The organism is Acinetobacter sp., assembly GCF_041919735.1.
Lineage (GTDB): Bacteria > Pseudomonadota > Gammaproteobacteria > Pseudomonadales > Moraxellaceae > Acinetobacter.
The window spans coordinates 184,489-209,292 of sequence record NZ_JAYRTF010000002.1 but is presented as its reverse complement, the minus strand read 5'-3'; the positions used below and the strand labels follow the sequence as shown (position 1 = coordinate 209,292).

Sequence of the window (24,804 nt, the reverse complement as noted above, 5' to 3'; positions counted from 1 at the left end):
ATATGCTGCATTAAGCTAAAAAATTAGCGTTTATGTTGTGCTCATCATGTTGTAAACGTGTCTGTATATATTCCCCATAGACCGATAATTTTTCATAAATATGTTCGGCATAAAACATATCTTCGACCAGTTGTACCGCTTGTCCTTGGCTATAAATACCATAGCACTGAAGCAGCTGAGCATTCAGTTTTGAGAATTTTTCACACAAGGCAATATATTGATCATCTTTGTTTTTAAAGAATAATTGACGCATATTCAGTTCAGCCGCCTCCGCAATTTTATCTTGCGGGTCAGTCTCAATATAATGAATCACAACTTTAAAAAACTTTTCCACCTCAGCAAATTGCGCAATATCCAGCTTTAAGTCCGTGATTAAAAAGATTTGAGAAACATCCGAACGGCACAGCGCTTTGATCAGGGAAAAATAGAAAAAATCAGCTTCACTAAATGACGTTTCAGCCAAATCCAAATACAGATTCAACGCTGACAAGACTTCATCAATCTTTAAATTTTGTATTTGCCCCACCTGATAATAGCGGCCCAGAATACTGAGCACCGGAGCAGTTGCAGGACTGTGATAAATCACGCTTTGATTGAGATTTGCTAAAATAAATGGCGCAAATAAAAAGCCAAGGTTCGCTTGTTCTGTTTGAATCGTAGACTGAGCAATATACTGCACTCTAGAAGTTGAAAATTCACGTAAAACCTTGGCGCGCAACAAGGTTGCTTCCAAATTGACATAATGCTGCCCAAGCATTTTTTGCAATTTTTCTGAAAAGCCTTGCCTCTCAATCAATGTTGAAATGATATTCAATTTTTCAGTCACAAACACAGCACCACCCCAGGTCTTCAATCCTTTCATTGCAGACATTCTCAACAGATTGAGACCTGAGATGTAGCTACAAAAAGCCAAGAAAAAAATATAACAAGAAGGTCATATAAATGTGCTCTGTTATATTTTATTGCCCATTTTTTTGTACCTACTTATTCAAAAGCAACCTCTGCAGAATAGAACAAACCATTTTCAATAGGTAGTTTCTATGGAGCGATCTATTCTTTTTTCTGATTTTTTTCACTGTCTTTGGGCAGTTTTCTGCATCCCTTTGAATCATCGGAGAACAATTGTATGAGTCTCGGATTAACCGCCTTAGAATTAGCAAGGATACAATTTGCTTTCACTGTCTCTTTTCATATTATTTTCCCTGCAACATCAATTGGTTTAGCCTGTTTCCTTGCTTTATTAGAATGGAAATGGCTGAAAACACAAGATCCGGTTTATAAAGATTTATTTAAATACTGGATTAAAATTTTTGCCGTTGCTTTCGGTATGGGGGTGGTTTCTGGTGTCGTGATGAGCTATCAGTTCGGCACGAACTGGAGCGAGTTCTCACGTGTCGCAGGTTCAGTCACGGGTCCATTGCTGACCTATGAAGTCTTAAGCGCTTTTTTCCTTGAAGCAGGCTTCCTCGGCATTATGCTATTTGGCTGGGGACGAGTCAGTCCCAAAGCGCACTTTTTTGCAACATTGATGGTGGCGATTGGCACCTGCATTTCCATGTTTTGGATTTTATCGTCCAATAGCTGGATGCAAACCCCTCAAGGCTTTGCGATTGAAAATGGCATCATTATCCCAACAGACTGGTGGGCGATCGTTTTCAATCCTTCTTTCCCTTACCGCTTTGCCCATATGGCAACAGCAGCTTTCTTGGTGTCTTCACTCTTGGTCGTCGGGACTGCGGCATGGCATTTGCTCAAAGGACGCCGTGATGAATTGGTTAAAAAATCATTCTCTATGGGGCTGTGGATGGTCCTTGTCACTTCATGCCTGCAAGTGGTGATTGGTGATCATCACGGTTTAAACACCCTAAAATACCAACCGGCCAAATTGGCTGCAATCGAAGGTCACTGGGAAACCAATCGTGATCATGGCATGCCTTTACTCCTATTCGCATTGCCGGATATGGAAAATGAACGTAACGCGGCTGAAATGGGTATTTCAAACTTGGGTAGCCTGATCTTAACCCACTCAATGGAAGGAGAAGTCGCAGGCTTAAAAGACTTTGCCAAAGAAGACCGCCCCAATGTGCCGATTGTGTTTTGGAGCTTCCGCGTCATGGTCAGTCTAGGAACCTTGATGGTTTTACTGTCATTGGCTGCATTGTGGCTGCGTAAAACTGGACATCTCTATGAAACATCATGGTTTCATAAGTTTGCCATCATCATGGGACCTACAGGTTATATCGCACTGCTTGCAGGTTGGGTTACCACTGAAGTTGGACGTCAGCCGTGGGTGGTCTATGGCGTGATGCGCACGCAAGATGGCTTATCGCATGCAGTAACAGCCAATCAAGTCGGTTTGAGTCTGATCATTTTTGTTCTGGTCTATACCGTCGTATTTGGCAGCGGTATTTATTACATGCTCAAGCTCATCAAAACAGGGCCTGCATTTATAGAAAGCTTGGCACCCGAAAATGGCGGACCTGGACATTTCAAAACACCATTGCGTCCACTCAGCGCAGTTGATGATGCCTTTGATCACGGAACGGAACAGCAAAAATCCGAAACTGACCATAATAAGGAGAATCACCATGATTGATCTAGCGTTAGTATGGGTCGGTATCATTGGTTTAGGGGTATTGATCTATGTGATTATGGATGGTTTTGATTTAGGTATTGGGATTTTGTTTCCATTCATTCAAGACCATCAAGAACGCGATGTAATGATGAATACCGTTGCACCGGTTTGGGATGGCAATGAAACATGGATGGTACTCGGTGGTGCGGGTTTATTTGCAGCCTTTCCCTTAGTCTATGCAACGGTCCTGTCCGCACTGTACTTACCCATCACCTTTATGGTCGTAGCACTGATTTTCCGTGGTGTGGCATTTGAATTTCGCTTTAAAGCAACCCGAACCAAGCATTTATGGGATCAAGCCTTTATTTGGGGATCAATTTTATCGAGCTTTTTCCAAGGCGTGATTTTAGGGGCTTATATTCAAGGAATTGAAACCACCAATGGCATTTATAGTGGCGGTGCATGGGATTGGTTAACGCCCTTCTCTATTTTCACTGGCCTAGGCGTAGTTGTCATGTATGCAACTTTAGGTTGTGGTTGGTTAATTTGGAAAACAGAAGCTAAATTGCAAGCGCATATGTATCAATTTATGCCTAAACTTCTGATTGCACTGCTGCTGATTTTTGCAGGTGTGAGTTTATATACTCCACTGACTCACTCAGAAATTGCCAATCGCTGGTTTACTCTGCCAAATGTATTTTATTTTAGCCCTGTACCAATCTTGGTCTTCTATTTTGTGGGCTCTATTTTAAATGCGTGCAAAGATAAAAATGAAATTAAGCCTTTCATCTACACCTTAGCGTTAGTATTCCTAGCCTTTACGGGTTTTGTGATCAGCTTATGGCCTAATATCATTCCGCCATCTGTCAGCATTTGGCAGGCTGCTGCACCTGAATCAAGCCTGAAATTCACCTTAGTCGGTGCTGTAATTCTAATTCCGATCATTATTGCCTATACCTTCTTATCGTATTGGGTATTCCGCGACAAAGTTCGCGTTGGTGATGATGGTTATCATTAAATTTCAGCAGTTTTTTATTCAACCTATTTTGCATTATCTCGCGGCTAAGACTTAGCCGCGAGATAAAGTCAAAAATGTGATGGAGAATTCTAAATGCCTAGGTTTTTCAACAACATGAATTCCACACAATGGTTTGTGTGCTTATGGCTAGCCGGTTTTCTGGGATTGGCGCTGATTGCAGGCGTATTTAAAGTCTTGTTATATTTTGCTTACCCATAAATTAAACCGGTTTGGGTTTAATTTTTAATGATTAAAATCCAGCCTTTGTGATGAGCTGCAGTAAAAATTTAAAATATGGGCAGCCTGCGCTGTCCATACTTCCTTTGTGAATCATTTGAGTCATTGACTATGTATAAATCTGAACAACTTGCACTCAGTTTGAAGCATCTGATTGAAAGCGGTGCATGGAAAGCCAATGAAAAGCTGCCTTCTTTGCGTCAGCAAGCGCAAGCATCAGGGTTCAGCTTAATCACCGTCATGAATGCCTATCAGGAACTTGAAGCGCAAGGACTGATATATTCCAAAGAAAAACTGGGCTATTTTATTGCCGAAGATCCAAACAATGCAGAAATTGCCAAGACAGTGATTCTGAATGAAAAAATTGAAATTAACTCTACAGTATTCCGTTATTTAAAATCGATTCAGTCTGAAGATATTGTGCCTTTTGGCATTGCCTTTCCTGACAGTCAATTATTGTATTCGCCCAAACTCATGCAAACCTTGGCGCAACGCGCCAAACACCGTTTAAGCTATGAGCAAATGCCAAGTTTGCCGCCGGGCAATTTGGAGCTGCGCAAACTCATTGCGCAGCGCTATTGCATGCAAGGCATCCCCACTGATCCGTCCGATATTGTCATCACTTCCGGCGGTTTAGATGCACTCAATCTGGCCTTGCAAACCCTGACCCAGCCAGGGGATTATATTCTTCTGCAAGAAACCATTTTCTATGGCGCATGGCAAGCCACAGAACATTTGGGCTTAAAAGTCATCACTATTCCTGAGCATCCAGAACACGGTTTGGACTTGGAGGCTTTTAAGAATGCCGTGTCAAATTACCCGATTAAAGTCTGCTTGCTGATGCTGAACAGCCACAACCCGATTGGCTTTACCGTCAGTGATGAAATTAAATTGCAGTTGGCAAAATTATTACAGGAACATCAGATTTATCTGATTGAAGATGATGTGTATGAAGAGCTCTATTTTGATCATAAAAAACCCTTATCAATGAAGTATTTTGATCAGCAGAATTTAGTTTTGCATTGTTCTTCATTTTCTAAAACTTTGGGCGCCGGGTTCCGAATTGGCTGGGTCTATGCAGGAAAGTTCTCGGAAAGCATTCAGCATTTGCAGTTAATGAGCACGCTCTCAGTGAACTCTTTCATTCAAAATGCTTTGATGGATTATCTGTCGCACCGTTATTATGAAAAGCATTTAAAAACTTTGCGCAACACGCTCAAACGCTTAAAAAATCAATATTATCAATATCTCACTGAAAGATTACCTGAGACATGTAAAGTGCATTATTATCCATCAGGCTATTTTTTATGGATGACTTTGCCTGAGCAGATCAACAGCAATGCAATTTACCATGAAATGCTGGAACACAAGGTGGGAGTTGCATCGGGTGCATTGTTTTATCGAACTGATAAAACGCCGCATCATATTCGGATCAATTGTTCATTTGAATTAAACGAACAGACACAAGCAGCTTTAGATCAACTGATTCGGCAAATTACTGAGTTTAAGGCAATGGCTTAATGCTCAAAATACTTGCTTTGGCTTTACTTCATGGTGAGTTTTAACCCGCTTAATCTCTTATATTTTTAATATCTTAGAGATGTATTCTATGTTGGATACTTACCCAATTTCCCCCTTTGACTATTTTGATGAAGCACCAAAGACCTTTGATTACTGGTCTGAAGCTGATATCAGTGTGATATTTGAAAAAAGCGGTGCCGCCAAAATAAATAACCAGACCACAAGAATAAATGCTGACGTCAATGCAGGCATGCCTATCGGCTCTAAGGCAGCAGAGAGTGCTGCGAACACAAAAGAGGTCACAATGACTGCCAATAGGCCATAAAGAGCGGTGGATTTATTGATCAGGAAAATCCCTCCAGCAAAGGTGATGGCTGTTAATACATTATTAAACCCAAATACACCGGCACGAATCGCTGGCTCCGCCGCGCCCATTCCCCAAGCAATCAATACGCCAAGCAATGAGCCCAAAAATGCAGCCATGCAGGCGATACGTGAGTTAATGCATAAACCAAGAAGAAAGATTACCCCAGTCACGCTATTGCCCTGAAAAAAGACTTGTGAAATTCCAGTAAAAACACCTTCAATCACCGTAGAAGCCGTTACAATCCCTTCAATGCTGATCGCTGCTGAGGGCAAGTTCGCCGTTGGTAGCATTCCTGTGGATTCCAACTGACCGAAACGTGCACAAGCCAAGATAAACAGCAATGTTGTCACTACAAATGGAGCGGTGAGCGTCGGGAGCTTCCAGACTTTGGTTAGCGTTAATGTGGCTGCCATCATAATCGTGCTGCTGGCGGTGGCTAAAATAATATAGCCCCAAGTGATCCATGTCGGCTCAAGAAAATATAACAGCGCAATTGCAACTAAAGCTCCATTGAAACCAAAGAGTCCCTCTCGGATACTGGCAGTGTTCACACCTAGTAAGCTTGCACTGAATGTACTGATGATTGCACCCAATAAAGCAGCACATCCCAATACTATGGAGTTGTAAAAAATTCCTATTAAAAAAATTAAGCCTGTATAGCTGTTATTTTGCAGCATGACTTGCCCGATACCGCGTAATACAGAATCAATAAAAATCAATAGTGAGGGCGGTTTCTGTGATTGATTTTGAACAACAAGCCCTGTACGCGACAAGTTTTTAATAGTATTACTGAGGTATGGATGGGTCATTTCATATTTCTCATGATTAGAAATCAAATGCTTAATTTGGAGTTAATCGTTAATAAGTCGAATAATGAAGAAAAGAAATCCTAAACCTCTATTCAGCCCCACCAATACTGCCTGAAGAACCGAATCATCACATACTTTCAGATATTAAAATCGTTTTTTGCAGTGGCCGCTGATTGTTTAAACGCCAATCAGCGCACTTTCAAAAATTGGATTGCGAATTAGACTTATTTCGTTGAATTCAGGCTGCTTTGCTTTTTTTGTGCAACAGAATCCGTCGCATCACGAGCCATAGCAACACTTCCTAAGACATTGCCGTCATTATCTTTAATTAAGGAAAAACTCATTTCTACATAGAGCTTTTTCTCTGCATCTTTATGAACGACTCGCGTTAAAGTGGGTTGACCTGATAATCGAAGATTTCCACTTTGGATAGCCAGATTAAAACCATGCCAATGCGCTTTGCGTGCACGTTCAGGAATAATGGCATCAAGGCTTTGCCCCAGCATTTCAGCCTTTGAGAAGCCAAATAATCGACTGGCAGCATCATTCCAACGTTGAACATTGCCATGATGATCTGCATAAATTACTGCATCACTGGTTTGTTCTATAATCCACTCAGCAAGTTCGCTCTTACTCATGATTTAACTCCTTTTTTATCAAAATAATTCTTATGTGGCATTGATGCAAGCTTTCGGCGGCAGTCCGATCAAGCCATTGTCTTAAATTCTGAATTAAAAATACCTGAGGAGCTTTTTATATCTTTTAAATAATGAATGGAACCGCAATAAGCATAGTCCTAAATATCGCCAGTGAAAATTGATCTCTCACTCAAATATATTCCGACAGCATTATTGCCACAATGAAATGAACAGCAGCTGGTTTTACTGTGGAAAGCAGATGAAGACCAACACTATTTTGATAGCTATCCGCATCATATTCATTCCTGAAATTTTTCTATTTTTATGGGTTTTTATATCGATAAAGCTGACAATCCTCTAAAAACCATACAAGCCTAAAAATCATATCAATCAATTTATGGTATTTAAGGCTTGTATGGACTGGGTTCATAAAGGACTTAAACAACCGTGTTATACATGTGCTCTATAGACTGTTTGCTCCACACTGGCCACAACTTTTCCAAAGTTTTCTCAAATTTTGAATTCTCTGTTTGCCACTGCGGATTTTTATCTTTATCAACAATTAAAGCCCGCACACCCTCGATAAAATCCCCTTGCTCAAACCAGATATCCTGTAAATCACGCTCAAGCTGCATACACTTTTCAAGCGACAAATTTTGTCCTATTTGCTGTAATTTCAAACTCGTTTGCTTCGCGATTAAAGGGCGCTGTTTCAACGTATTCAAGGTCTTATCTGCCCAGCTTTGATCCTTAGCATCAGTTTCATGGGCTAAACTTCGTTCAATTTCATCAAGGTTTTGATAGGCAAAATGCTTATGAATGTGATCCGCCAATGTCTTGAGTTCACTTTCTACTGGGGTCGTGATAAAACCACTAATAATTTTTCTGATTTCAGTAGGGTTTAAAGAAGATGCTGCGATCAAAGCTGCCTGCAATTCAGGGAAGCGTTCACTCGGTAAATGATAATCGACGAGATCTAAATACAGCGCATCGCTGCTGCTGATTTGCTCACCTGTAAGAGCCAGATAAACACCAATTTCATCAAGCCGTGATAAAAAGTGTGTCGCACCGACATCCGGGAAAAAACCAATTGCCGTTTCTGGCATCGCAAAACGTGATTTTTCACTGGTAACCTGAATATGACAGGCTTGCGCTAGGCCAAATCCGCCCCCTAATACATAACCATCAAGGAACACAATGACGGGCTTGGCAAACTGACGTAAGGTATTCAGCATGACGTATTCGGTAGCAAAGTAGTCCTGATATTGTGTATTTCCCGCTTTATAGCTGTCATACAAATAACGAATATCGCCACCTGCGCAAAAAGCTTTAGGGCTGTTGGAATTGATTAATATCGCCTGTATTTCAGGCAGATCACTCCAATTTTCTAGCTGAGCGGTAATTCCCTGAATCATCGGCAAAGATAGCGCATTTAAATGCGTTGTACGATCTAGACTAATAATGCCTAAACCGCCTTGAACTGTCGTGATCAAATTATTTTCATTACTCATGATGATTTCCCTTATTGATGAGTAAATTTGGCTGGACGCTTTTCAACAAATGCACGCATCCCTTCTTTCTGATCAGAACCTGCAAAAATTGAATGGAATACTCTTCGTTCAAATCGCAGACCTTCAGCAAGGCTCACTTCAAATGCCCGATTAATTGACTCTTTAATCATCATTACAGCCGTCAGAGATTTTTCAGCAATTTTTTCGGCTGCTTGCAGCGTTTGTTCAAGCAATTCTTCTTGCGTAAATACTTGCGCAACTAAACCACTTTGTTCTGCTTCTTGAGCACCCATGTGTCGTGCAGTCAGGCACATTTCCATGGCTTTGGCTTTACCAATGGCTAAAGTTAGACGCTGCGTACCCCCAATCCCAGGAAGGACGCCCAAGGTCACTTCGGGTAAACCAAATTTTGCATTATCAGCACAATAAATAAAGTCGCACATTAACGCTAATTCACAACCGCCCCCCAAAGCGTAACCACTTACCGCTGCAATCAAAGGTTTGCGGCGCTGAGCAATTCGATCAGCAAGGCTGAAAAAATCATCCAGATAAATTTGTGGAAAGTTTAAGCCCGCCATTTCTTTAATATCGGCGCCAGCTGCAAACGCTTTTTGGGAACCTGTCAGCACGATACAGCCAATATTTGGATCTTTTTCAAGCTGATCCAGTGCTTGATTGACTTCAATAATCAGCTGGTTGTTCAGTGCATTTAAAGCTTGAGGACGATTTAATGTAATCAGCCCGACGCCATTACGTTGTTCTAATAAAATAGTTTGCCATTGCATAAAAATATCCTTTTTTATCTTATAAACTGCGTGCGATCACTAAGCGTTGAATATCACTCGTACCTTCATAAATTTGGCAAATACGTGCATCGCGATAAATCCGTTCAATCGGGAAATCTTTGAGATAACCATAGCCGCCAAAGATCTGTAAGGCTTTAGAACAAACACGCTCGGCCATCTCTGAAGAAAATAGCTTTGCCATTGAAGCTTCGGTTAAACAAGTCTCACCGGCTTCCTTTTTACGTGCGGCGAAGTGAACCAACTGACGTGCAGCTTCAATTTCGGTTTTCATACCAGCTAAACGAAATGAAATAGCCTGTTGTTCAAAAATGGTTTTGCCAAAAGCTGTACGTTCATGTGCATAACGAGTTGCTTCTTCCAACGCTGCACGTGCTAAACCCACCGCTTGAGCTGCAATACCGATACGGCCGCCTTCAAGGTTGGCAAGTGCAATTTTCAAACCATCGCCTTCAGCGCCCAAACGCATACTTTCATGCAAGCGAACATCGGTTAACGCAATTTGACAGGTATCTGAGGCATGCAATCCTAATTTTTCTTCCACACGGATGACTTCATAGCCTGCTGTATCTCGCGGTACTAAAAATGCGCTCATCCCTTTTTTACCCGCAGTCGGATCAGTCACTGCAAAAACGATAATCATCCCTGCATTATGACCGGATGTAATAAACTGCTTCGCACCATTAATAATATAATGATCACCCTCTTTAACCGCTCGAGTCTTAATTGCAGCTGCATCTGAACCAGTATGCGGCTCAGTCAAAGCAAATGCACCGATCATTTCACCACGTGCAAGAGGCATTAAATATTTCTGTTTTTGTTCTTCTGTGCCGAATTTTAAAATGGGTACACAGCCGACTGAGTTATGCACACTCATAATGGCTGAGGTCGCACCATCTGCTGCTGCAACTTCCTCAAGCGCCAAAACATAAGCCAGCGTTCCCGTACCTGAGCCGCCCCATTCTTCAGGAACCAACATGCCTAAAAAACCCAGTTCACCCATCTGCGCCAAAGCATCTTTCGGAAAAATTCCTTTTTGATCCCATTCACTTGCATTTGGCTTAATTTGTTCTTGTGCAAAACTTTTTGCCATATCTTGAATCAGTTGTTGTTCTTCCGTGAAATGCATGTTTTCTTCCTATCAACGTCTTATGCTTTACTATTTATGAATATGTTTTAAATCACTATTTTAAGATGAGAACAAGCCCTAAAATATAATGCTTCCGTCTTATTCTCATCTTCTTCTCAATAAATACTTCTGTTCAGTATTTCACTCATCAGGGCTGAGTCAAACGGCTTGATTCAAACGTTCTTGCTGTTTGCTAATTTCCTGATTTCGTAATAAAAACCGTTGAATTTTTCCGCTTGGTGTTTTGGGCAATTCACTCACAAATTCAACCAATCGAGGATAAGCATGTGCAGACAAACGTTTTTTCACAAATTGTCCCAACTCCTCTTCTAAATTGGATGAAGCTTGAGCATGATTTGCTAAAATCACGAATGCCTTAATCACCTCTGTACGCTCAGGATCAGGCACACCAATCACAGCCGCTTCGACTACAGCATCATGCTCCAGCAAGGCACTCTCGACATCAAATGGCCCGACACGATAGCCAGAAGTAGTGATCACATCATCACTACGCCCGACAAAACTCATACTGCCATCCTCATGAATTTCAGCAGTATCACCTGTCAAATAATACTGGCCAATAAAGGGTGATTTACGGCTTTCCACATAACCTGAAAACCACATCATTGGCGACTGGCTGACATCCACCGCTAAAATTCCCGGTGTGTTTGCGGGCAGTTCTTGACCTTGTTCATCCACCACGGCAATTCGATAACCCGGACTTGCAAAACCTGCTGAACCCGCATGTACAGGGTGTGATAATGCATGATGATTACACACCACCATTCCTGTTTCAGTCTGACCATAATGATCAAAAATTGGAGCATCTAAAGCTTGTTCAAACCAGCGAATTACTTCAGGATTTAATGGCTCGCCGGCACTGCTCACAACGCGGAATTTGCCTCGAAGCGGCGCCATTTTCTCAGGCTCAGCCGCCATCATCATACGATATGCCGTTGGCGCACCGGCCAAGTTATTAATCTGATATTCCTGCACAATCTGACAAACGTTCTCGACGCTAAAACCGCCTTCATAAAATAAGGTTGCATGCCCTAAGAATAAAGGCCCTGTAATGCCGTAATACAAGCCATAGGCCCACCCCGGATCTGCGATATTCCAAAAAGAATCATCCTCTTTTAACCCGATGGCATCCTGCATATAACGGCCAAAAGCAACCAAGGCTTTGTGCGGCACTTGCAAAGGTTTTGCCGGACCTGTTGTGCCCGAGGTAAACATTAATAAAAATGGATCACTACTCTGACGCATCACCAGTTCGCAAGCATCTGACTGCTGATTCAGCACGTCCCAAAAACTGATATCTTGAGGATACTGCTCAACCACTTGTTCGGCATGCACGGTCACAATCGGCGGACAATCTTCTAAACCCACTAACTTTTCCCGATTTGCTAAATCGGTCACGACAAATTTACTGCCCGCGAGCTTAAGCCTGTGTTCAATCGCTTTAGGCCCAAAAGCGGTAAATAACGGTTGATAAACTGCACCGATTCGCCATGTCGCTAAAATGGTAATAATCAACTCTGCGGTACGAGGTAAAAGCCCTGATACTCGATCACCCGCCTGTACACCTTGGGACTTTAAAAAATTGGCAAACTGACTTGAATATTTCTTTAATTCCGCAAAAGTAAATTGTTCTTTACGGCCATCTTTAGCATGCCAATACAATGCCACTTTATCTGCGTCTGCATGACGATCACAGCATTCATAACATGCATTGAGTTCGTCCAATGAACCAGATAACAACTCACTTGCAACCGTCTTTAAATCAAATGTCTGAACCGCGTCCTGATAATTCAACATCTCATTACCTCAGTCTAAATATTGTTTTTACTGATTTTTTTGAGGCAGCAAATCCTTGCTGCCCTTTTGCTCATTAAGCTTGTTATGCGTATTGTTGAATAATGCTGGAGAAGTCTAAACGGGCCGTATCACCCACACTTTGCTTTTGATACATTTCTTGAACTTTCTCACCCAAAACAACGGACTGATCAACGTGTTTTGCTGCATCCACAGCCAGTCCTAAATCCTTCAGCATTAACTGTGAAGCAAAGCCATCACTATAACCACGCGAAGCAGGTGCATTTTCACAAATTCCAGGCCATGGGTTATATATTTCTGAACTCCAGCAACGCCCAGTAGAGCTATTAATCACGCCTGCCAATGCTTTTGGATCGATACCTAGTTTCACGCCAAGCGCCATACCTTCGGCAACTGCCGTCATTGAAATACCGAGGATCAAGTTATTGCAAATTTTAGCGACCTGACCTGTCCCGACTGCACCGCAATGCACCAGATTTTTTCCCATTAGACTCAATACTGGTTTGGTTGCTGCAAACGTTTCATCATCGGCACCGACCATAAAAGTCAAGGTGCCATCTTTTGCACCAAGTGTCCCACCTGAAACAGGGGCATCACACACTGCAATATTTTTTGTTTTGGCAATTTCAGCAATCTGTTGAATGGTTTGCGGATCAATCGTGCTGCTATCAATACATAAACTGCCGGCTTTCAATACCGCAAGGACGCCGTTCTCGCCTAAATAGACCTCACGGACATGCTGAGCTGCAGGCAACATAGTAATGACCACATCCGCCTCTTTTGCAGCAGCTTGCGGGCTGGCACAAACCACCCCACCAGCTTCCGAAAAATGCTGTAACGCCACTTCACTTAAATCATAACCAAAAACCGTTTGTCCTGATTTAAGCAGGTTCTGCGCCATCGAACCGCCCATATTTCCTAAACCAATAAAAGCAATCTTCATGCTTCTTCTCCTTAGCGCAGACTAATGGTGGTATTGACGCCACCTGCTTCTTGGTCGTCTTCAAACCAACGGCTGGTGATGGTTTTAGTCTGCGTGTAGAACTGCACAGCTTGTTTGCCATAAGGTCCCAAATCACCAAGTTTCGAGCCTCTTGAACCAGTAAAGCTAAAAAATGGAACCGGCACTGGAATTGGAATATTAATTCCAACCTGACCAATATCGATGCTATTTTGGAAGGTGCGCGCAGTCGTCCCACTTTGGGTAAATAAGCCCACACCATTACCAAATGGATTAGCATTCACTAAGGCAATAGCTTCCTCTAAGCTATCTACATGAATAATCGCAAGCACTGGACCAAAGATTTCTTCTTTATAGATTCGCATCTCGGTATTGATTTGATTAAAGATTGTTGGGCCAACAAAGTTGCCTTGCTCATAACCTTTCACTTGGACATCACGACCATCCAGCAGAAGTTCAGCACCTTGTTCTATTCCACTGTTAATTAAATCAATGACACGCGCTTTGGCCTGAGGTGAAATTACAGGGCCTACATCTGTATTTGGCTCATGTCCGGCATTTACACTCAGTGTTTTGGCTTTAGTCACCAATTCATCAACCCAATGTTTGGTTTCACCGACCATCACTGCAACAGAAAGCGCCATGCAACGCTGTCCAGCCGCACCAAATGCAGCGCCAACTAAGGCATTTAAGGTTTGTTCTTTATTGGCATCTGGCATAACGACAACATGGTTTTTTGCCCCCATCATCGACTGCACACGTTTACCATGTTGTCCTGCAAGGTTATAAACATGTGTTCCAACCGCTGTAGAACCGACAAAAGAAATCGCTTTAATATCCGAATGGGTACACAACATATCGACGACTTCTTTGCCGCCATGCACCACGTTCAGTACGCCTGCTGGTATACCAGCCTGTATTGCAAGCTCAACCAACATCATGGTTGAAAGCGGATCTTGTTCAGATGGCTTCAATACAAAAGTATTGCCACAAACAATCGCCATTGGGAACATCCACAATGGAATCATCACAGGAAAGTTAAAAGGCGTAATACCAGCACAGACACCGAGAGGCTGCTGCAAAGTATAGGTATCAACACCTCGCGCTACCCCTTCAATATACTCACCCATTTGTAGTGTGCCGACTGAGCAAGCATGCTCTACCACTTCTAAGCCGCGCTGAATATCGCCTTCCGCATCTGCTAGGGTTTTGCCTTGTTCAGCAGTCAGTACTTGAGCAATGCTTTTCATATTGCTTCGGATTAAATCCTGCAATTTCAGCATAATGCGCATACGCGCTTGAATTGGTGTTTGTCGCCAGCTGGCAAAAGCGTTCTGTGCCGCAGCAATGGCTGCATTGACTTCTTCAGGAGTTGCGAAAGGCACTTGTCCAATCACTTCTTGGGTCGCGGGATTAACAATATCTTTCCAATTGCTCGTCTGTGACTCAACAAATTCACCATTGATCAGCAGTTTAGCCGTGGTGAGTTGGGTGTTTTTATCTAGTTGATGAATAGCGTTCATGATCGCTCCGTGATCCTTACTTTTGTCAATATATGCCCGATGGCCTGTTTTATTTCATATTCTATTTCGCGTAGTTGTTGCTGTATTTTTACGCTGTTTCAACAGACTAACAAAGAAAACTTTGACCACCAACGAAAAATGTTGCACGATGATTGTGCAAATTTGCACAAGATAAAATCGAATAAATATTAGATCTTTTTCAAAAGTCAAAAATATTCAAAATTAATAATGAAAAGTTCCTTCTCCCTTTGGGAGAAGGTTAGGATGAGGGGGTATTTTTATATAAATCCTCTCCCTAGCCCTCTCCTTTAAAAGGAGAGGGAACATCCATTATGAACTGAATGGTGGTTAATATTTGATTTATGTAAGAAGTCTATTTAACAGGACGTTAAACAATATATGAAAGTCGACTGGGATCATTTACGCTTTTTTTTAGTATTGGCGCGCGCTAAAACACTCACCAATACGGCTCGACTCATGGGTGTTGAGCACAGTACAGTCGCACGGCGTATCCAAGCACTTGAACAGACACTGGGCATGCAACTTTTTAAACGTGAAGCGACAGGTTATGAGTTAACCGCTGAAGGCCAAACTTTAGTTCCTCGTGTAGAGCAAATGGAACAGTCTTTTTTACAAATTGAAAAGCCAAATCCACTTCAAGGCAGAGTCCGAATCGGCGCTCCCGAAGGTTTCGGAACCGCCTATTTAACTCGATTATTAGCAGAATTTTCCCAACATTATCCATTAATCAGCATTGACCTGATTCCAGTGCCCAAAACCATTCGTTTATCTCATCGGGAAGCCGATATTGTCATTTCAATTGAACGTCCAAAATCAGGCCCTTATATTATTACTCGGCTTAGTAATTACACATTAAAACTGTATGGTAGCCAGCAATATTTAAAAAATAATCCTGAAATTAAAAAAGTTGAAGATTTATCTGAACATCGTTTTGTCGATTATATCGATGATTTAGTTTATAGCTCTGAACTTTACCGACTTGAACGACTCCCCTTGCAGCTCACCGCATGCTTCCGAAGTAATAGTATTTTAGCTCAACAAATTGCTGTAAGTTCAGGCGCTGGTTTAGCGATTTTGCCTCGATTTATTGCAATCAATCAGCCTGAACTCTGTGAGGTTTTAAGTGATCAAGTCTGTTTTACACATACCTTTTGGATGCTGACTTTAGTTGATTTACAGCATGAACCTAAAATTAAATTGGTCTGGGATTATTTACGTAAACAAGCCGATATCCAGCAAGATATATTAATGGGAGGTTAGGAAAAATAAATAAACCTGTTATTTCTTCTTTTAAGCAATTCAATGCAGAAAAATTATTCATTCATGATGAAAGGTGATCATAGAACTGCTGAGAAGCTTCGTCTCTCACTCACCGCACTAAACACAGCCGCTGGCGAATGAGTTGCCATTGCCGCTGCGTTCCCCGCAAGCCTCCATCCTTCTGCCGTTTTTATTCTATGATTAAAGAAACTTTCAGCTCCTACTAATATATTTTCAATCCAAGAATCCACTATCCATCGTTGTCCTGCCTTACTATCCGCTGCCATATTAATCGGTGCTAATAGAATAACCTGGACACGCCCCCGCATCTCTATGCATCTGTTGCTGACGGCTATAATCCGTTGGCAAAAAACTAAAAATATTTTCAGCATAAATAGATCAAGATTCAGTTGCTGGACTTGTAAACCAGTTCTGAGCATTCTCTCCAAACTGCCTACTAACAGCATTTGCATCATTAAATAAATTTACAGAATTAAGCCGCTTCCATATCCAAGCTGCACCTTAAATTTGAGCACATTTAAGTCATTTCATTTGCAAATCTTTGTGCAGCACAGCCGCTTTCTTCACGGCCTCATGAGTTATCAATAAGCCGTCATAAAGATGACACCTTGCTGTCACAAGCACTGTTTATGGTGTTGACATCTTTCATTATGGATAAAACAGATGTTAAAAAAATCAAAACAATGGCGCCCATATTTATTTTCCCCATTTTTCTTCTGCTTACTGCCTGTAATGATTCAAACGATGATCAAGCGGCATCCCCACCAGATGGTTCAAAAACACCTGTTATGCGCTGTGCGCCATAAGTACAAAAAATTTAAATAGGAGAAATATTGTGATTGATCGTCGTCAGTTTTTGGCAAACACCCTTAAAACTGGATTTGGCGCGGCGGCATTATCCGCCTTCCCTGCCAGCATCCAAAAAGCGCTCGCCATTCCTGCCAACAATAAAACCAGAACGATTCAGGATGTTGAGCATGTTGTCATTCTGATGCAGGAAAACCGCTCCTTTGACCATTATTTTGGAACGCTGAAAGGTGTTCGGGGCTTTGCAGATCGCATCACAATCCCGATGCCGAATGAACGCAGCGTTTGGCAGCAGCAGCGGAGCAACGGCGCACTGCTTACGCCTTTTCATTTAGATGGTTCAAGCAACAATGCTCAACGTGCGCCAGGAACTAGTCACACTTGGGTCGATAGCCAAAAAGCATGGGATAATGGACGTCTGTCCAATTGGCCAACCTATAAAACCGATTACGCGATGGGGTATTTCAAAGAACAAGAAATTCCATATCAGTTTGCCTTGGCAAATGCATTTACCATTTGTGATGCTTATCATTGCTCCATGCACACAGGCACAGATGCCAATCGCTCTTTTCATTTAACAGGAACCAACGGCGCAGTACCCACCAGCACAGCTTTTGTAAATAATGAATGGGACTGGATTGATGGTGATCCCCAAAATATTGATGTTGGCTATACATGGAAAACCTATGCTGAACGCTTAGAAGAAGCTGGGGTGAATTGGATCTGCTATCAGAATATGCCTGATGAATGGGGCGATAACATGCTGGGGGCATTCCGTACTTTTAAAAAAGCCAATATTGATTCAGGTTATCCGGTTTCAAGCGGCGGCGCGCCCAACAGTCCATACAATGCAGCTGCTCAAAAACTTCCTTATAAAGCCTATGACGCAAGCACAGACAATGCTGGAAATCCCCTGTATAAAGGGATCGCCAACACCTTGCCCGGCAATACGCCTGAAGAATTTTTAGATGCATTTAAAAATGACATTAAAACAGGAAAGCTGCCCCAAGTATCATGGATCAATGCGCCATCTATTTACTGTGAACATCCTGGCCCATCAAGCCCTGTACAAGGTTCATGGTTTATTCAAGAAATATTGGATGCCTTGACCGCAGTACCCGAGGTTTGGAGCAAAACCGTCTTTCTCATCAATTTTGATGAAAATGATGGTTATTTTGACCATGTTCCATCTCCATCTGCACCGGCATTGCTTGCAGATCATACCTATGCCGGTAAATCTACGCTCAGCCAAACCGATATGCAGCATGAATATTATGTGCATGATTCACCGCTCGGCAGCAGCGGCCAGCCTAAAAAAGACAATGGCGTATATGGGCCAGGGCCTCGTGTACCGTTGTTTGTGATTTCTCCGTGGAGCCGTGGCGGGGTCGTCAATTCACAAGTCTTTGATCATACTTCGGTGCTGATGTTTTTAGAAAAGCGTTTTGGGGTCAAAGAAACCAATATCAGCCCATATCGCCGCGCGATCTGTGGAGATTTGACCACAGCCTTTAACTTTAAAAATCCAAATGAAGATGTGCTGCCTGAATTAAACGGGAAACAAACCCGTGAGCAAGCAGATCAATTACGTTCAGCACAACAAAAGTTGCCCAATGTGCCGATCCCAACCCATTTACAGCTTCCGATTCAAGCCAGCGGCATTCGGCGTTCAAAAGCTTTGCCTTATGAACTGCATACCAGTGCGCGTTGTCAAAGTGACGGAACAATAAAACTGCTGTTTGCGAACACTGGAGCTCAGGGTGCAGTTTTTCATGTGTATGACAAATTAAATCTAAGCCGTGTCCCGCGCCGCTATGTCGTCGAAGCAGGCAAAACGTTGGATGATGTCTGGAGTGTAAAAAAGGACAACCAAGGTTTATATGATCTTTGGGTCATGGGGCCAAATGGTTTTCACCGTCATTTCAAAGGAGATTTGAATCGTAATCAGGATTTGCAGATCAACCCTGAAATCCGTGTTTGTTATGATATTGCCAATGGCAATGTATATGTAGACCTCAATAATACAGGAACAAAAGACACGGAGTTTGTGATTGCACCTGTGGTTTATCGAACTGATGCGCCCATAAAATTCACTGTAAAAGCCGGTCAAACAGCAACTCAGCACTGGGAATTAAAAGATGTTTGGCAGTGGTATGATTTTGCCGTGACCTGCAGTCAGGACGCTAAGTTTTACCGCCGTTTTGCAGGACGGGTTGAAACAGGTGATGATTCCGTCAGCGATCCCGCAATGGTTTAAACCTTTAGGGTTTTAACTGATTCAATTTCATTTTAAGCCTCTTATTTTAACAGGATCTTTATTCCATAGTTTAATAAGGCTGGACAGCAAATGGTTAAACTGGATTTATCCGGTTTAACTCACAGCATTAAAATTGAACGTGATCATTTTCAGGGAATTAACTTGGAATCATGGAAAGCAATGTTTTAACAGCATGCGGTATCCTTTGAAGTATTGCTATGAGCAATCCAAAGTTATCTCAGCGAAGTTTGAGCACATCACCTGCTGATGCAATTTAGTTTCATTTACTGAAAGCCCAATAAGCCATTATTGGGCTTTTTAATTTCGAATCTCAGCGTTATAAAACGTCACTCAATTAAAACTAAATTATGGCCCTGTCCCAGCGCATCCTAGATGGGCCTATTCGATTTAAGCACATCCAATTTTTATATGGGGGAAGTTAAGGGCTAAAACTGTCGATAAAAAAAAGCCCCTGCAGTGCAGGGGCTTTTTGAATTTGGCGGAAGCGGTTCCCGTATAACACAAGTCCAAAACAATCCAATGATATATTATAAATATATATTTTACATATACTTAAATATTTTATCATCCAAGCCCGTCTTGTCTAATCCTATTAATTCTAGTATTTTATGAGGGGTAGGTTGTGGGGTAAATCAAAGCATGCCAAAAAAATCAAAGGAACTCTCTGCACTAAGTGTAGCAAAAATTAAAGCCACAGGTCGACACTCTGTAGGAGGCGTTGATGGTCTATGCCTGAACGTCAAAGGTAATTCTCGTGTTTGGATTTTGCGTGCTGTCGTTGGCAAACGGTTAGATAAAGATGGAGAACTTAAACCTCATCGCCGTGATATAGGTCTTGGTCCCTATCCTGAAATTTCTTTAGCTGAGGCCCGTGTTAAAGCAACTGAATTAAGACAACAAATACGAAGTAGTATTGATCCTGTTGCTTACAAGCAAGAGCAACTTGAAAAACTGAAAGTTCAAAAACTCCGCGACAGAACTTTCCTGGAATGTGCGAAAGTCGTTATTGCAAATAAAACTCGCGAACTTAAAAATGAAAAACATATTGCACAATGGACATCTACACTAGAAACCTATATTTATCCGGCTTTAGGCAATCGTTCCATTAGCACAATTACGAAAGTTGATATTGCAGAAGTTCTACAACCTATCTGGATAGAAAAAAATGAAACAGCCAAACGTATCCGTGGCCGTATAGAAACCATCTTTGATTATGCTAAGGCAATGGGATATTTTGAAGGTGTTAACCCTGCTGAATGGAAAGGTAATCTTGAACCTATTTTAGGAAATTTAAAGCAAGAGTCCCGCCCTCACCCATCCTTACCATATGAACAAGTTGCTGAATTTATCCAGCACTTGAGACAGAAAAAAGGAATTTCACCTAAAGCCCTGGAATTTGCAATTTTAACTGCGTGTCGATCTGGCGAGGTTTTTGGTGCGACGTGGAAGGAAATAGATTTAAAAAATAAGATCTGGATTATTCCCAAAGAACGGATGAAAGCGGAAAAGGAACATCGTGTACCCTTATCTCTAGAAGCTATAAATTTACTTAAATCAATTCAAGAATATACCCAACCACAAGATTTCATTTTTCCTGCGCCTCGTAATGGGCAGATGCTTTCTGACATGTCATTGACGACTCTAATCAAACATATGCATGAACAGAAGATTAAAGAAAATTACTTAGGCTATATTGATCCAAAGCAAAATCGCGTTATTACAACACATGGTTTTCGGTCTACGTTCCGAGACTGGTCTGCGGACAAAACCGATTATCCTCGTGAAGTGTGTGAGCATGTACTTGCTCATAAATTACCAGATGAAGTGGAAGCAGCTTATTTACGTGGAGCTTATCTCGAAAAACGTAAAGCATTAATGGCGGACTGGGCTAATTTTTGTAATGTACAAAAATTAATAGAATAAAATCCATACCTAAAATTTATGGTGCAATCAATTAGTAAACCTACAATCAAGCCTAAATCAATCGAGGTAACATTTCTATTTGGTTTGATCCTACAATCCAATAGTATGCTCAATTAAAAGGTAAGCAAAGACGAAGTCAAATTTATTTAGATACAGCAATTCAATGCTGTTTTAATGATCAAATCTCTCTTTCGCCTTTCTTTACGTATGGTCACAGCCTTTGTTCAAAGTCTTATTCAATTCTGTGGTTTAAGCTTTGCAGAAGACAAAAATATGGATATTGAGATTAGCTGTCAAAAAAATCGTCACCCACTACGTAAAAGTAAACAAATGAGATCTATAGAATGGAATAAATTATTAAAACGGTTAAGTGCTTAGGAAAATCAATTTGGAAAAACTGGTCTACTTATCGATGAAGCTTGGTGGCTATTCAGTATTGCATCAAATTATTGGGTAATAAAATGTCAGCTAAGCATTTTTCAAATCAAGTAAATTAGATATATGCGCGTATAACTGTACTGAATATATTTACGGAATTAGGCAGACCACACACCCAAGTTGAAAGTTCAATTTAAATATCTTGGATTAGCATTTGTAAAGAAAGTAGTTTTTCTATCTCTTTCTATTGATCTTGTAATGGATTTAGGATTGGGAGATAAACGTTTACGTGCCAATTTATGTGCAAGCTTGGCAAAGTAACCATTTCTATTTCTATTACGTTTAATTTCACGAGTGATTTATAGATGGAGCTCTTTAAAGCCTGGAAGCGATGTGTTGTTTAGAAAATCCTTCACGCAATAACGCATAAATCTGATATCTTTGTTCTTGTGTAAGATAGGTATAGTTCATTGTGCAACTTTGACTTTGGTCGGTCGGTAGCAAAATACTATTCCATCTTGCTACACACCGAAATCAATCTCTGTTGCACTTCATCTGAAAATCTAAGATATTTAAAAAATCAAAGATCTAATGTAATTTCTTTACCTTTAGCACGAGAAACACAAATCATCATACTTTGCTGCGATGCTTTTTCATCATCATCTAAATATTGGTCAAAATGCTCAGCTTCACCTTGTAGAATTGCTGTTTCACAAGTTCCACAGACGCCTTCGCGGCATAAACATTCCACATCAACATTTAAAGCTTCAATGGCCTGCAAAATGGTTTGGTCCGCCATCACTTCAATACGTTGATTTGATTTTGCCAAAATTACGGTAAATGATTCCGCATTTTCAGGCGCGCTTGAAGAAAATTGTTCCCAATGGATATGCTCATCACGGTAACGATGCTGATTACAGCAATCAATCACGGCATCAATCATCGGTTTTGGCCCGCATACATAAACATGCGTGCCTTTAGGCTGACTACTGATCAATGCATTAAGATCCAAAGGTGTGCCTTCACTGTCGACATAGCTGTAAACATGCTCAGCATGCGCACCTTGCTTAAGCTCATCCAGCAAAGCAGCATGTTCAGCTGAGCGAAAAGCATAATGCAGCTCATAATTTGCACCACGGGCAGCCAATTCATCCATTTGCGGCAAGAACGGCGTGATCCCGATACCGCCTGCAATTAAAATATGCTTTTCGCCTGTTTGCGCCAATTCAAACAAATTTTTAGGTGATGAAATTTCAAGTTTAAAGTTTTCCAAGCAGTGATCATGCATGAAAACCGATCCACCCTTTCCTTCAACATCCTTGCGAACACACACTTGATAGGTCGATAAATCCGCAGCATTACTCATTAATGAATACGCATTGGAAAGCTTGTCATTCATTTTGACAATGATATGGCTTCCACCTGTAAATGCTGGAAAATTTTCACCATTTTCACGTTTAAAAGTAAAACGCTTAATTAATGGCGTAAGTTGCTCGACTGCTGTAACAACAGAGGGAAACATTTGATAACTGTCAGTCATCTTTAAATCCTGATTTTTAGCATAAAACACTGCATGCACAGTCTTTAATTTTTGAAAAGTTCACCTGCTTCAGCGTATGTACATGTGCTTAAAACAGCATGCAATACGCTGAAACTTTAAAAATTTGCTGAATGAAATCTCGATTTCAAATCAAGCCAAGATCAAACACCCAAACACAGGTATTTAATAGTCATGAATTCTTCTAAACCGTATTTAGAGCCTTCACGACCAATGCCTGACTGTTTCACGCCGCCGAAAGGCACCACTTCATTGGAAATCGCGGTAGAATTCATGCCGACCATGCCATATTCAAGCTGTTCTGAAACCTTGAAAATACGGGAAATATTTTCGGTGTAGATATATGCAGCCAAGCCATAAATCGTTGCATTGGCCTGTTCAATCACTTCTTCATCGGTTTCAAAGCTAATCAATGGCGCAACAGGCCCGAAGATTTCTTCAGACACAATTTCCATGCTTTGATCCACACCCGTTAAAATGGTAGGTTCAAAGAAGCTGTGTCCTAAAGCATGACGCTGACCACCGCATGCGATTTTAGCGCCTTTGCTGCATGCTTCATCAATCAACTTTTGTGCTTTAAGCACAGCTTTTTCATTGATTAATGGGCCGATTTGTACGCCTGCATCCAAGCCATTACCAATTTTTAAGGCTTTTACCGCAGCCACAAATTTTTCTGTAAATGCAGCATAGACATTTTTATGCACATAAATACGGTTGGCGCATACACAGGTTTGCCCTGCGTTGCGGTATTTTGCCAACATGGCACCTTGAACCGCTTTATCTAAATCTGCATCTTCAAACACGATCAGTGGCGCATTACCACCGAGCTCTAAAGCCAGCTTTTTAACGGTTGGTGCACATTGCTGCATAAGCAAACGACCGACAAGTGTAGAACCAGTGAAGGTCAATTTTTTCACTTTTTCATGTGTGGTAAAGACCGAGCCAATCGCTTCAGATTTACCTGTCACCACATTGATTACACCTGCAGGAATGCCTGCTGTTTCAGCCAATTTTGCAATCGCTAAAGCGCAGTAAGGCGTTTCATTGGCAGGTTTAATCACAATCGTACAGCCCGCAGCAAGTGCAGGTGCAGCTTTACGTGTGATCATGGCCAATGGAAAATTCCACGGGGTAATGGCAGCAACTACACCCACAGGCTCTTTGGTGACTAAGAAGCGCTGACCTGCATTAGTGGTTGGAATCACATCGCCATAAATACGCTTGCCTTCTTCTGCAAACCATTGAATAAATGACGCTGCATATTTCACTTCGCCCAATGCTTCAGCCAATGGCTTGCCTTGTTCAATGGTCATGATGCGGGCAAGGTCATCAGCATGTTCTAAAGTCAGCTTATGCCATGCCAGCAATAAATCAGCACGCGCTTGTGCAGTTAAAGCCTTCCACGATTGCAAAGCACGATATGAGCTTTCAACCGCTTGCAAAGCTTCGGCTTGTCCCATATTAGGGATTGAACCAATTTCCTCATCTGTCGCAGGGTTGGTCACAAGCACTCGGTCTTGATCATCTGCATTTACCCATTGTCCATCGATAAAAGCAGATTGCTGGAATAATACGTTATCTTGTAATGCTGACATTTTTTAATCCCTACCGTTGGCCTATTGGGCTGAGA

General features: G+C 41.6%; 19 protein-coding genes and 2 pseudogenes. 9 read left to right on the top strand and 12 right to left on the bottom strand.

Annotated elements, in window-relative coordinates:
• Positions 1-10: 10 nt before the first annotated feature.
• A complete protein-coding gene (locus ACE3T3_RS02085; RefSeq protein WP_374663649.1) occupies positions 11-832 on the bottom strand; it encodes a hypothetical protein in 822 nt (273 codons plus the stop codon).
• 294 nt (positions 833-1,126) lie between these two features.
• Between ACE3T3_RS02085 and ACE3T3_RS02080 the strand changes: the two genes are divergently transcribed.
• The 3 genes from ACE3T3_RS02080 to ACE3T3_RS02070 all read left to right on the top strand — a co-directional run bounded on the left by ACE3T3_RS02080 (position 1,127) and on the right by ACE3T3_RS02070 (position 5,351).
• Positions 1,127-2,596: a cytochrome ubiquinol oxidase subunit I gene (locus ACE3T3_RS02080; RefSeq protein ID WP_374663565.1), complete on the top strand. Its 1,470-nt coding sequence runs from the start codon at positions 1,127-1,129 to the stop codon at positions 2,594-2,596.
• On the top strand, positions 2,589-3,593 hold the full coding sequence (cydB, locus tag ACE3T3_RS02075) for a cytochrome d ubiquinol oxidase subunit II (RefSeq protein ID WP_009518252.1): 1,005 nt from the start codon (positions 2,589-2,591) through the stop codon (positions 3,591-3,593). Before ACE3T3_RS02080 ends, cydB begins: the two co-directional genes overlap by 8 nt.
• 348 nt (positions 3,594-3,941) lie before the next feature.
• Complete coding sequence (locus tag ACE3T3_RS02070) at positions 3,942-5,351, top strand: PLP-dependent aminotransferase family protein (RefSeq protein WP_374663563.1); 1,410 nt, start codon at positions 3,942-3,944, stop codon at positions 5,349-5,351.
• Positions 5,352-5,501: 150 nt separating this feature from the next.
• On the opposite strand, the gene ACE3T3_RS02065 is transcribed toward ACE3T3_RS02070, so the two are convergent.
• The 8 genes from ACE3T3_RS02065 to ACE3T3_RS02030 all read right to left on the bottom strand — a co-directional run bounded on the left by ACE3T3_RS02065 (position 5,502) and on the right by ACE3T3_RS02030 (position 14,928).
• On the bottom strand, positions 5,502-6,527 hold the full coding sequence (locus ACE3T3_RS02065) for an urea transporter (protein WP_374663561.1): 1,026 nt from the start codon (positions 6,525-6,527) through the stop codon (positions 5,502-5,504).
• 224 nt (positions 6,528-6,751) lie between these two features.
• Positions 6,752-7,165, bottom strand: a complete 414-nt coding sequence (locus ACE3T3_RS02060; RefSeq protein ID WP_374663559.1) for a PAS domain-containing protein — start codon at positions 7,163-7,165, stop codon at positions 6,752-6,754.
• A gap of 437 nt (positions 7,166-7,602) precedes the next feature.
• Complete coding sequence (locus ACE3T3_RS02055; protein ID WP_374663557.1) at positions 7,603-8,676, bottom strand: enoyl-CoA hydratase/isomerase family protein; 1,074 nt, start codon at positions 8,674-8,676, stop codon at positions 7,603-7,605.
• Positions 8,677-8,687: 11 nt separating this feature from the next.
• Positions 8,688-9,461, bottom strand: coding sequence for an enoyl-CoA hydratase (locus tag ACE3T3_RS02050; RefSeq protein ID WP_374663555.1), 774 nt, complete (start codon positions 9,459-9,461; stop codon positions 8,688-8,690).
• A gap of 19 nt (positions 9,462-9,480) precedes the next feature.
• Positions 9,481-10,608: an acyl-CoA dehydrogenase family protein gene (locus ACE3T3_RS02045; protein WP_374663553.1), complete on the bottom strand. Its 1,128-nt coding sequence runs from the start codon at positions 10,606-10,608 to the stop codon at positions 9,481-9,483.
• A gap of 159 nt (positions 10,609-10,767) precedes the next feature.
• Positions 10,768-12,426 carry an AMP-binding protein gene (locus tag ACE3T3_RS02040; protein ID WP_374663551.1) on the bottom strand — a complete coding sequence of 553 codons (1,659 nt, stop codon included), beginning with the start codon at positions 12,424-12,426 and terminating at the stop codon, positions 10,768-10,770.
• Between the two features lie 82 nt (positions 12,427-12,508).
• The gene (gene mmsB / locus ACE3T3_RS02035; protein WP_374663549.1) at positions 12,509-13,387 is read right to left on the bottom strand and encodes a 3-hydroxyisobutyrate dehydrogenase; all 879 of its coding nucleotides are present in this window, start codon (positions 13,385-13,387) and stop codon (positions 12,509-12,511) included.
• 11 nt (positions 13,388-13,398) lie between these two features.
• Positions 13,399-14,928 carry a CoA-acylating methylmalonate-semialdehyde dehydrogenase gene (locus tag ACE3T3_RS02030; RefSeq protein ID WP_374663547.1) on the bottom strand — a complete coding sequence of 510 codons (1,530 nt, stop codon included), beginning with the start codon at positions 14,926-14,928 and terminating at the stop codon, positions 13,399-13,401.
• Between the two features lie 399 nt (positions 14,929-15,327).
• On the opposite strand from ACE3T3_RS02030, the gene ACE3T3_RS02025 reads away from it, so the two are divergent.
• Positions 15,328-16,209 carry a LysR family transcriptional regulator gene (locus ACE3T3_RS02025; protein WP_374663545.1) on the top strand — a complete coding sequence of 294 codons (882 nt, stop codon included), beginning with the start codon at positions 15,328-15,330 and terminating at the stop codon, positions 16,207-16,209.
• A 77-nt stretch (positions 16,210-16,286) separates the two neighbouring features.
• Here ACE3T3_RS02025 and ACE3T3_RS02020 read toward each other — a convergent pair whose 3' ends face one another.
• A complete protein-coding gene (locus ACE3T3_RS02020) occupies positions 16,287-16,676 on the bottom strand; it encodes a hypothetical protein (RefSeq protein WP_374663543.1) in 390 nt (129 codons plus the stop codon).
• Positions 16,677-16,838: 162 nt separating this feature from the next.
• On the opposite strand from ACE3T3_RS02020, the gene ACE3T3_RS02015 reads away from it, so the two are divergent.
• From ACE3T3_RS02015 to ACE3T3_RS01995, 5 genes and pseudogenes are all read left to right on the top strand, one after another.
• Positions 16,839-17,036, top strand: a complete 198-nt coding sequence (locus ACE3T3_RS02015) for a hypothetical protein (RefSeq protein WP_374663541.1) — start codon at positions 16,839-16,841, stop codon at positions 17,034-17,036.
• Between the two features lie 29 nt (positions 17,037-17,065).
• Positions 17,066-19,294, top strand: a complete 2,229-nt coding sequence (locus ACE3T3_RS02010) for a phosphocholine-specific phospholipase C (RefSeq protein WP_374663539.1) — start codon at positions 17,066-17,068, stop codon at positions 19,292-19,294.
• A 660-nt stretch (positions 19,295-19,954) separates the two neighbouring features.
• Positions 19,955-21,238 carry a tyrosine-type recombinase/integrase gene (locus ACE3T3_RS02005; RefSeq protein WP_374663537.1) on the top strand — a complete coding sequence of 428 codons (1,284 nt, stop codon included), beginning with the start codon at positions 19,955-19,957 and terminating at the stop codon, positions 21,236-21,238.
• A gap of 56 nt (positions 21,239-21,294) precedes the next feature.
• Positions 21,295-21,484, top strand: a pseudogene (locus ACE3T3_RS02000) (transposase); the annotation flags it as partial.
• A 96-nt stretch (positions 21,485-21,580) separates the two neighbouring features.
• Positions 21,581-21,813: pseudogene (locus tag ACE3T3_RS01995) on the top strand (IS5/IS1182 family transposase); the annotation flags it as partial.
• Positions 21,814-22,196: 383 nt separating this feature from the next.
• On the opposite strand, the gene cntB reads toward ACE3T3_RS01995, so the two are convergent.
• A complete protein-coding gene (cntB, locus tag ACE3T3_RS01990; RefSeq protein ID WP_374663535.1) occupies positions 22,197-23,156 on the bottom strand; it encodes a carnitine monooxygenase, reductase subunit CntB in 960 nt (319 codons plus the stop codon).
• A 161-nt stretch (positions 23,157-23,317) separates the two neighbouring features.
• Positions 23,318-24,769 carry an NAD-dependent succinate-semialdehyde dehydrogenase gene (locus tag ACE3T3_RS01985; RefSeq protein WP_374663533.1) on the bottom strand — a complete coding sequence of 484 codons (1,452 nt, stop codon included), beginning with the start codon at positions 24,767-24,769 and terminating at the stop codon, positions 23,318-23,320.
• Between the last annotated feature and the right edge of the window lie 35 nt (positions 24,770-24,804).

Excerpts from the sequence above, each read along its gene's own strand:
- ACE3T3_RS02080 (WP_374663565.1), top strand. The coding sequence starts at position 1,127 with ATGAGTCTCGGATTAACCGCCTTAGAATTAGCAAGGATACAATTTGCT.
- cydB (WP_009518252.1), top strand. The coding sequence starts at position 2,589 with ATGATTGATCTAGCGTTAGTATGGGTCGGTATCATTGGTTTAGGGGTA.
- ACE3T3_RS02070 (WP_374663563.1), top strand. The coding sequence starts at position 3,942 with ATGTATAAATCTGAACAACTTGCACTCAGTTTGAAGCATCTGATTGAA.
- ACE3T3_RS02065 (WP_374663561.1), bottom strand. The coding sequence starts at position 6,527 with ATGACCCATCCATACCTCAGTAATACTATTAAAAACTTGTCGCGTACA.
- ACE3T3_RS02060 (WP_374663559.1), bottom strand. The coding sequence starts at position 7,165 with ATGAGTAAGAGCGAACTTGCTGAGTGGATTATAGAACAAACCAGTGAT.
- ACE3T3_RS02055 (WP_374663557.1), bottom strand. The coding sequence starts at position 8,676 with ATGAGTAATGAAAATAATTTGATCACGACAGTTCAAGGCGGTTTAGGC.
- ACE3T3_RS02050 (WP_374663555.1), bottom strand. The coding sequence starts at position 9,461 with ATGCAATGGCAAACTATTTTATTAGAACAACGTAATGGCGTCGGGCTG.
- ACE3T3_RS02045 (WP_374663553.1), bottom strand. The coding sequence starts at position 10,608 with ATGCATTTCACGGAAGAACAACAACTGATTCAAGATATGGCAAAAAGT.
- ACE3T3_RS02040 (WP_374663551.1), bottom strand. The coding sequence starts at position 12,426 with ATGTTGAATTATCAGGACGCGGTTCAGACATTTGATTTAAAGACGGTT.
- mmsB (WP_374663549.1), bottom strand. The coding sequence starts at position 13,387 with ATGAAGATTGCTTTTATTGGTTTAGGAAATATGGGCGGTTCGATGGCG.
- ACE3T3_RS02030 (WP_374663547.1), bottom strand. The coding sequence starts at position 14,928 with ATGAACGCTATTCATCAACTAGATAAAAACACCCAACTCACCACGGCT.
- ACE3T3_RS02025 (WP_374663545.1), top strand. The coding sequence starts at position 15,328 with ATGAAAGTCGACTGGGATCATTTACGCTTTTTTTTAGTATTGGCGCGC.
- ACE3T3_RS02020 (WP_374663543.1), bottom strand. The coding sequence starts at position 16,676 with ATGCTGTTAGTAGGCAGTTTGGAGAGAATGCTCAGAACTGGTTTACAA.
- ACE3T3_RS02005 (WP_374663537.1), top strand. The coding sequence starts at position 19,955 with ATGCCAAAAAAATCAAAGGAACTCTCTGCACTAAGTGTAGCAAAAATT.
- cntB (WP_374663535.1), bottom strand. The coding sequence starts at position 23,156 with ATGACTGACAGTTATCAAATGTTTCCCTCTGTTGTTACAGCAGTCGAG.
- ACE3T3_RS01985 (WP_374663533.1), bottom strand. The coding sequence starts at position 24,769 with ATGTCAGCATTACAAGATAACGTATTATTCCAGCAATCTGCTTTTATC.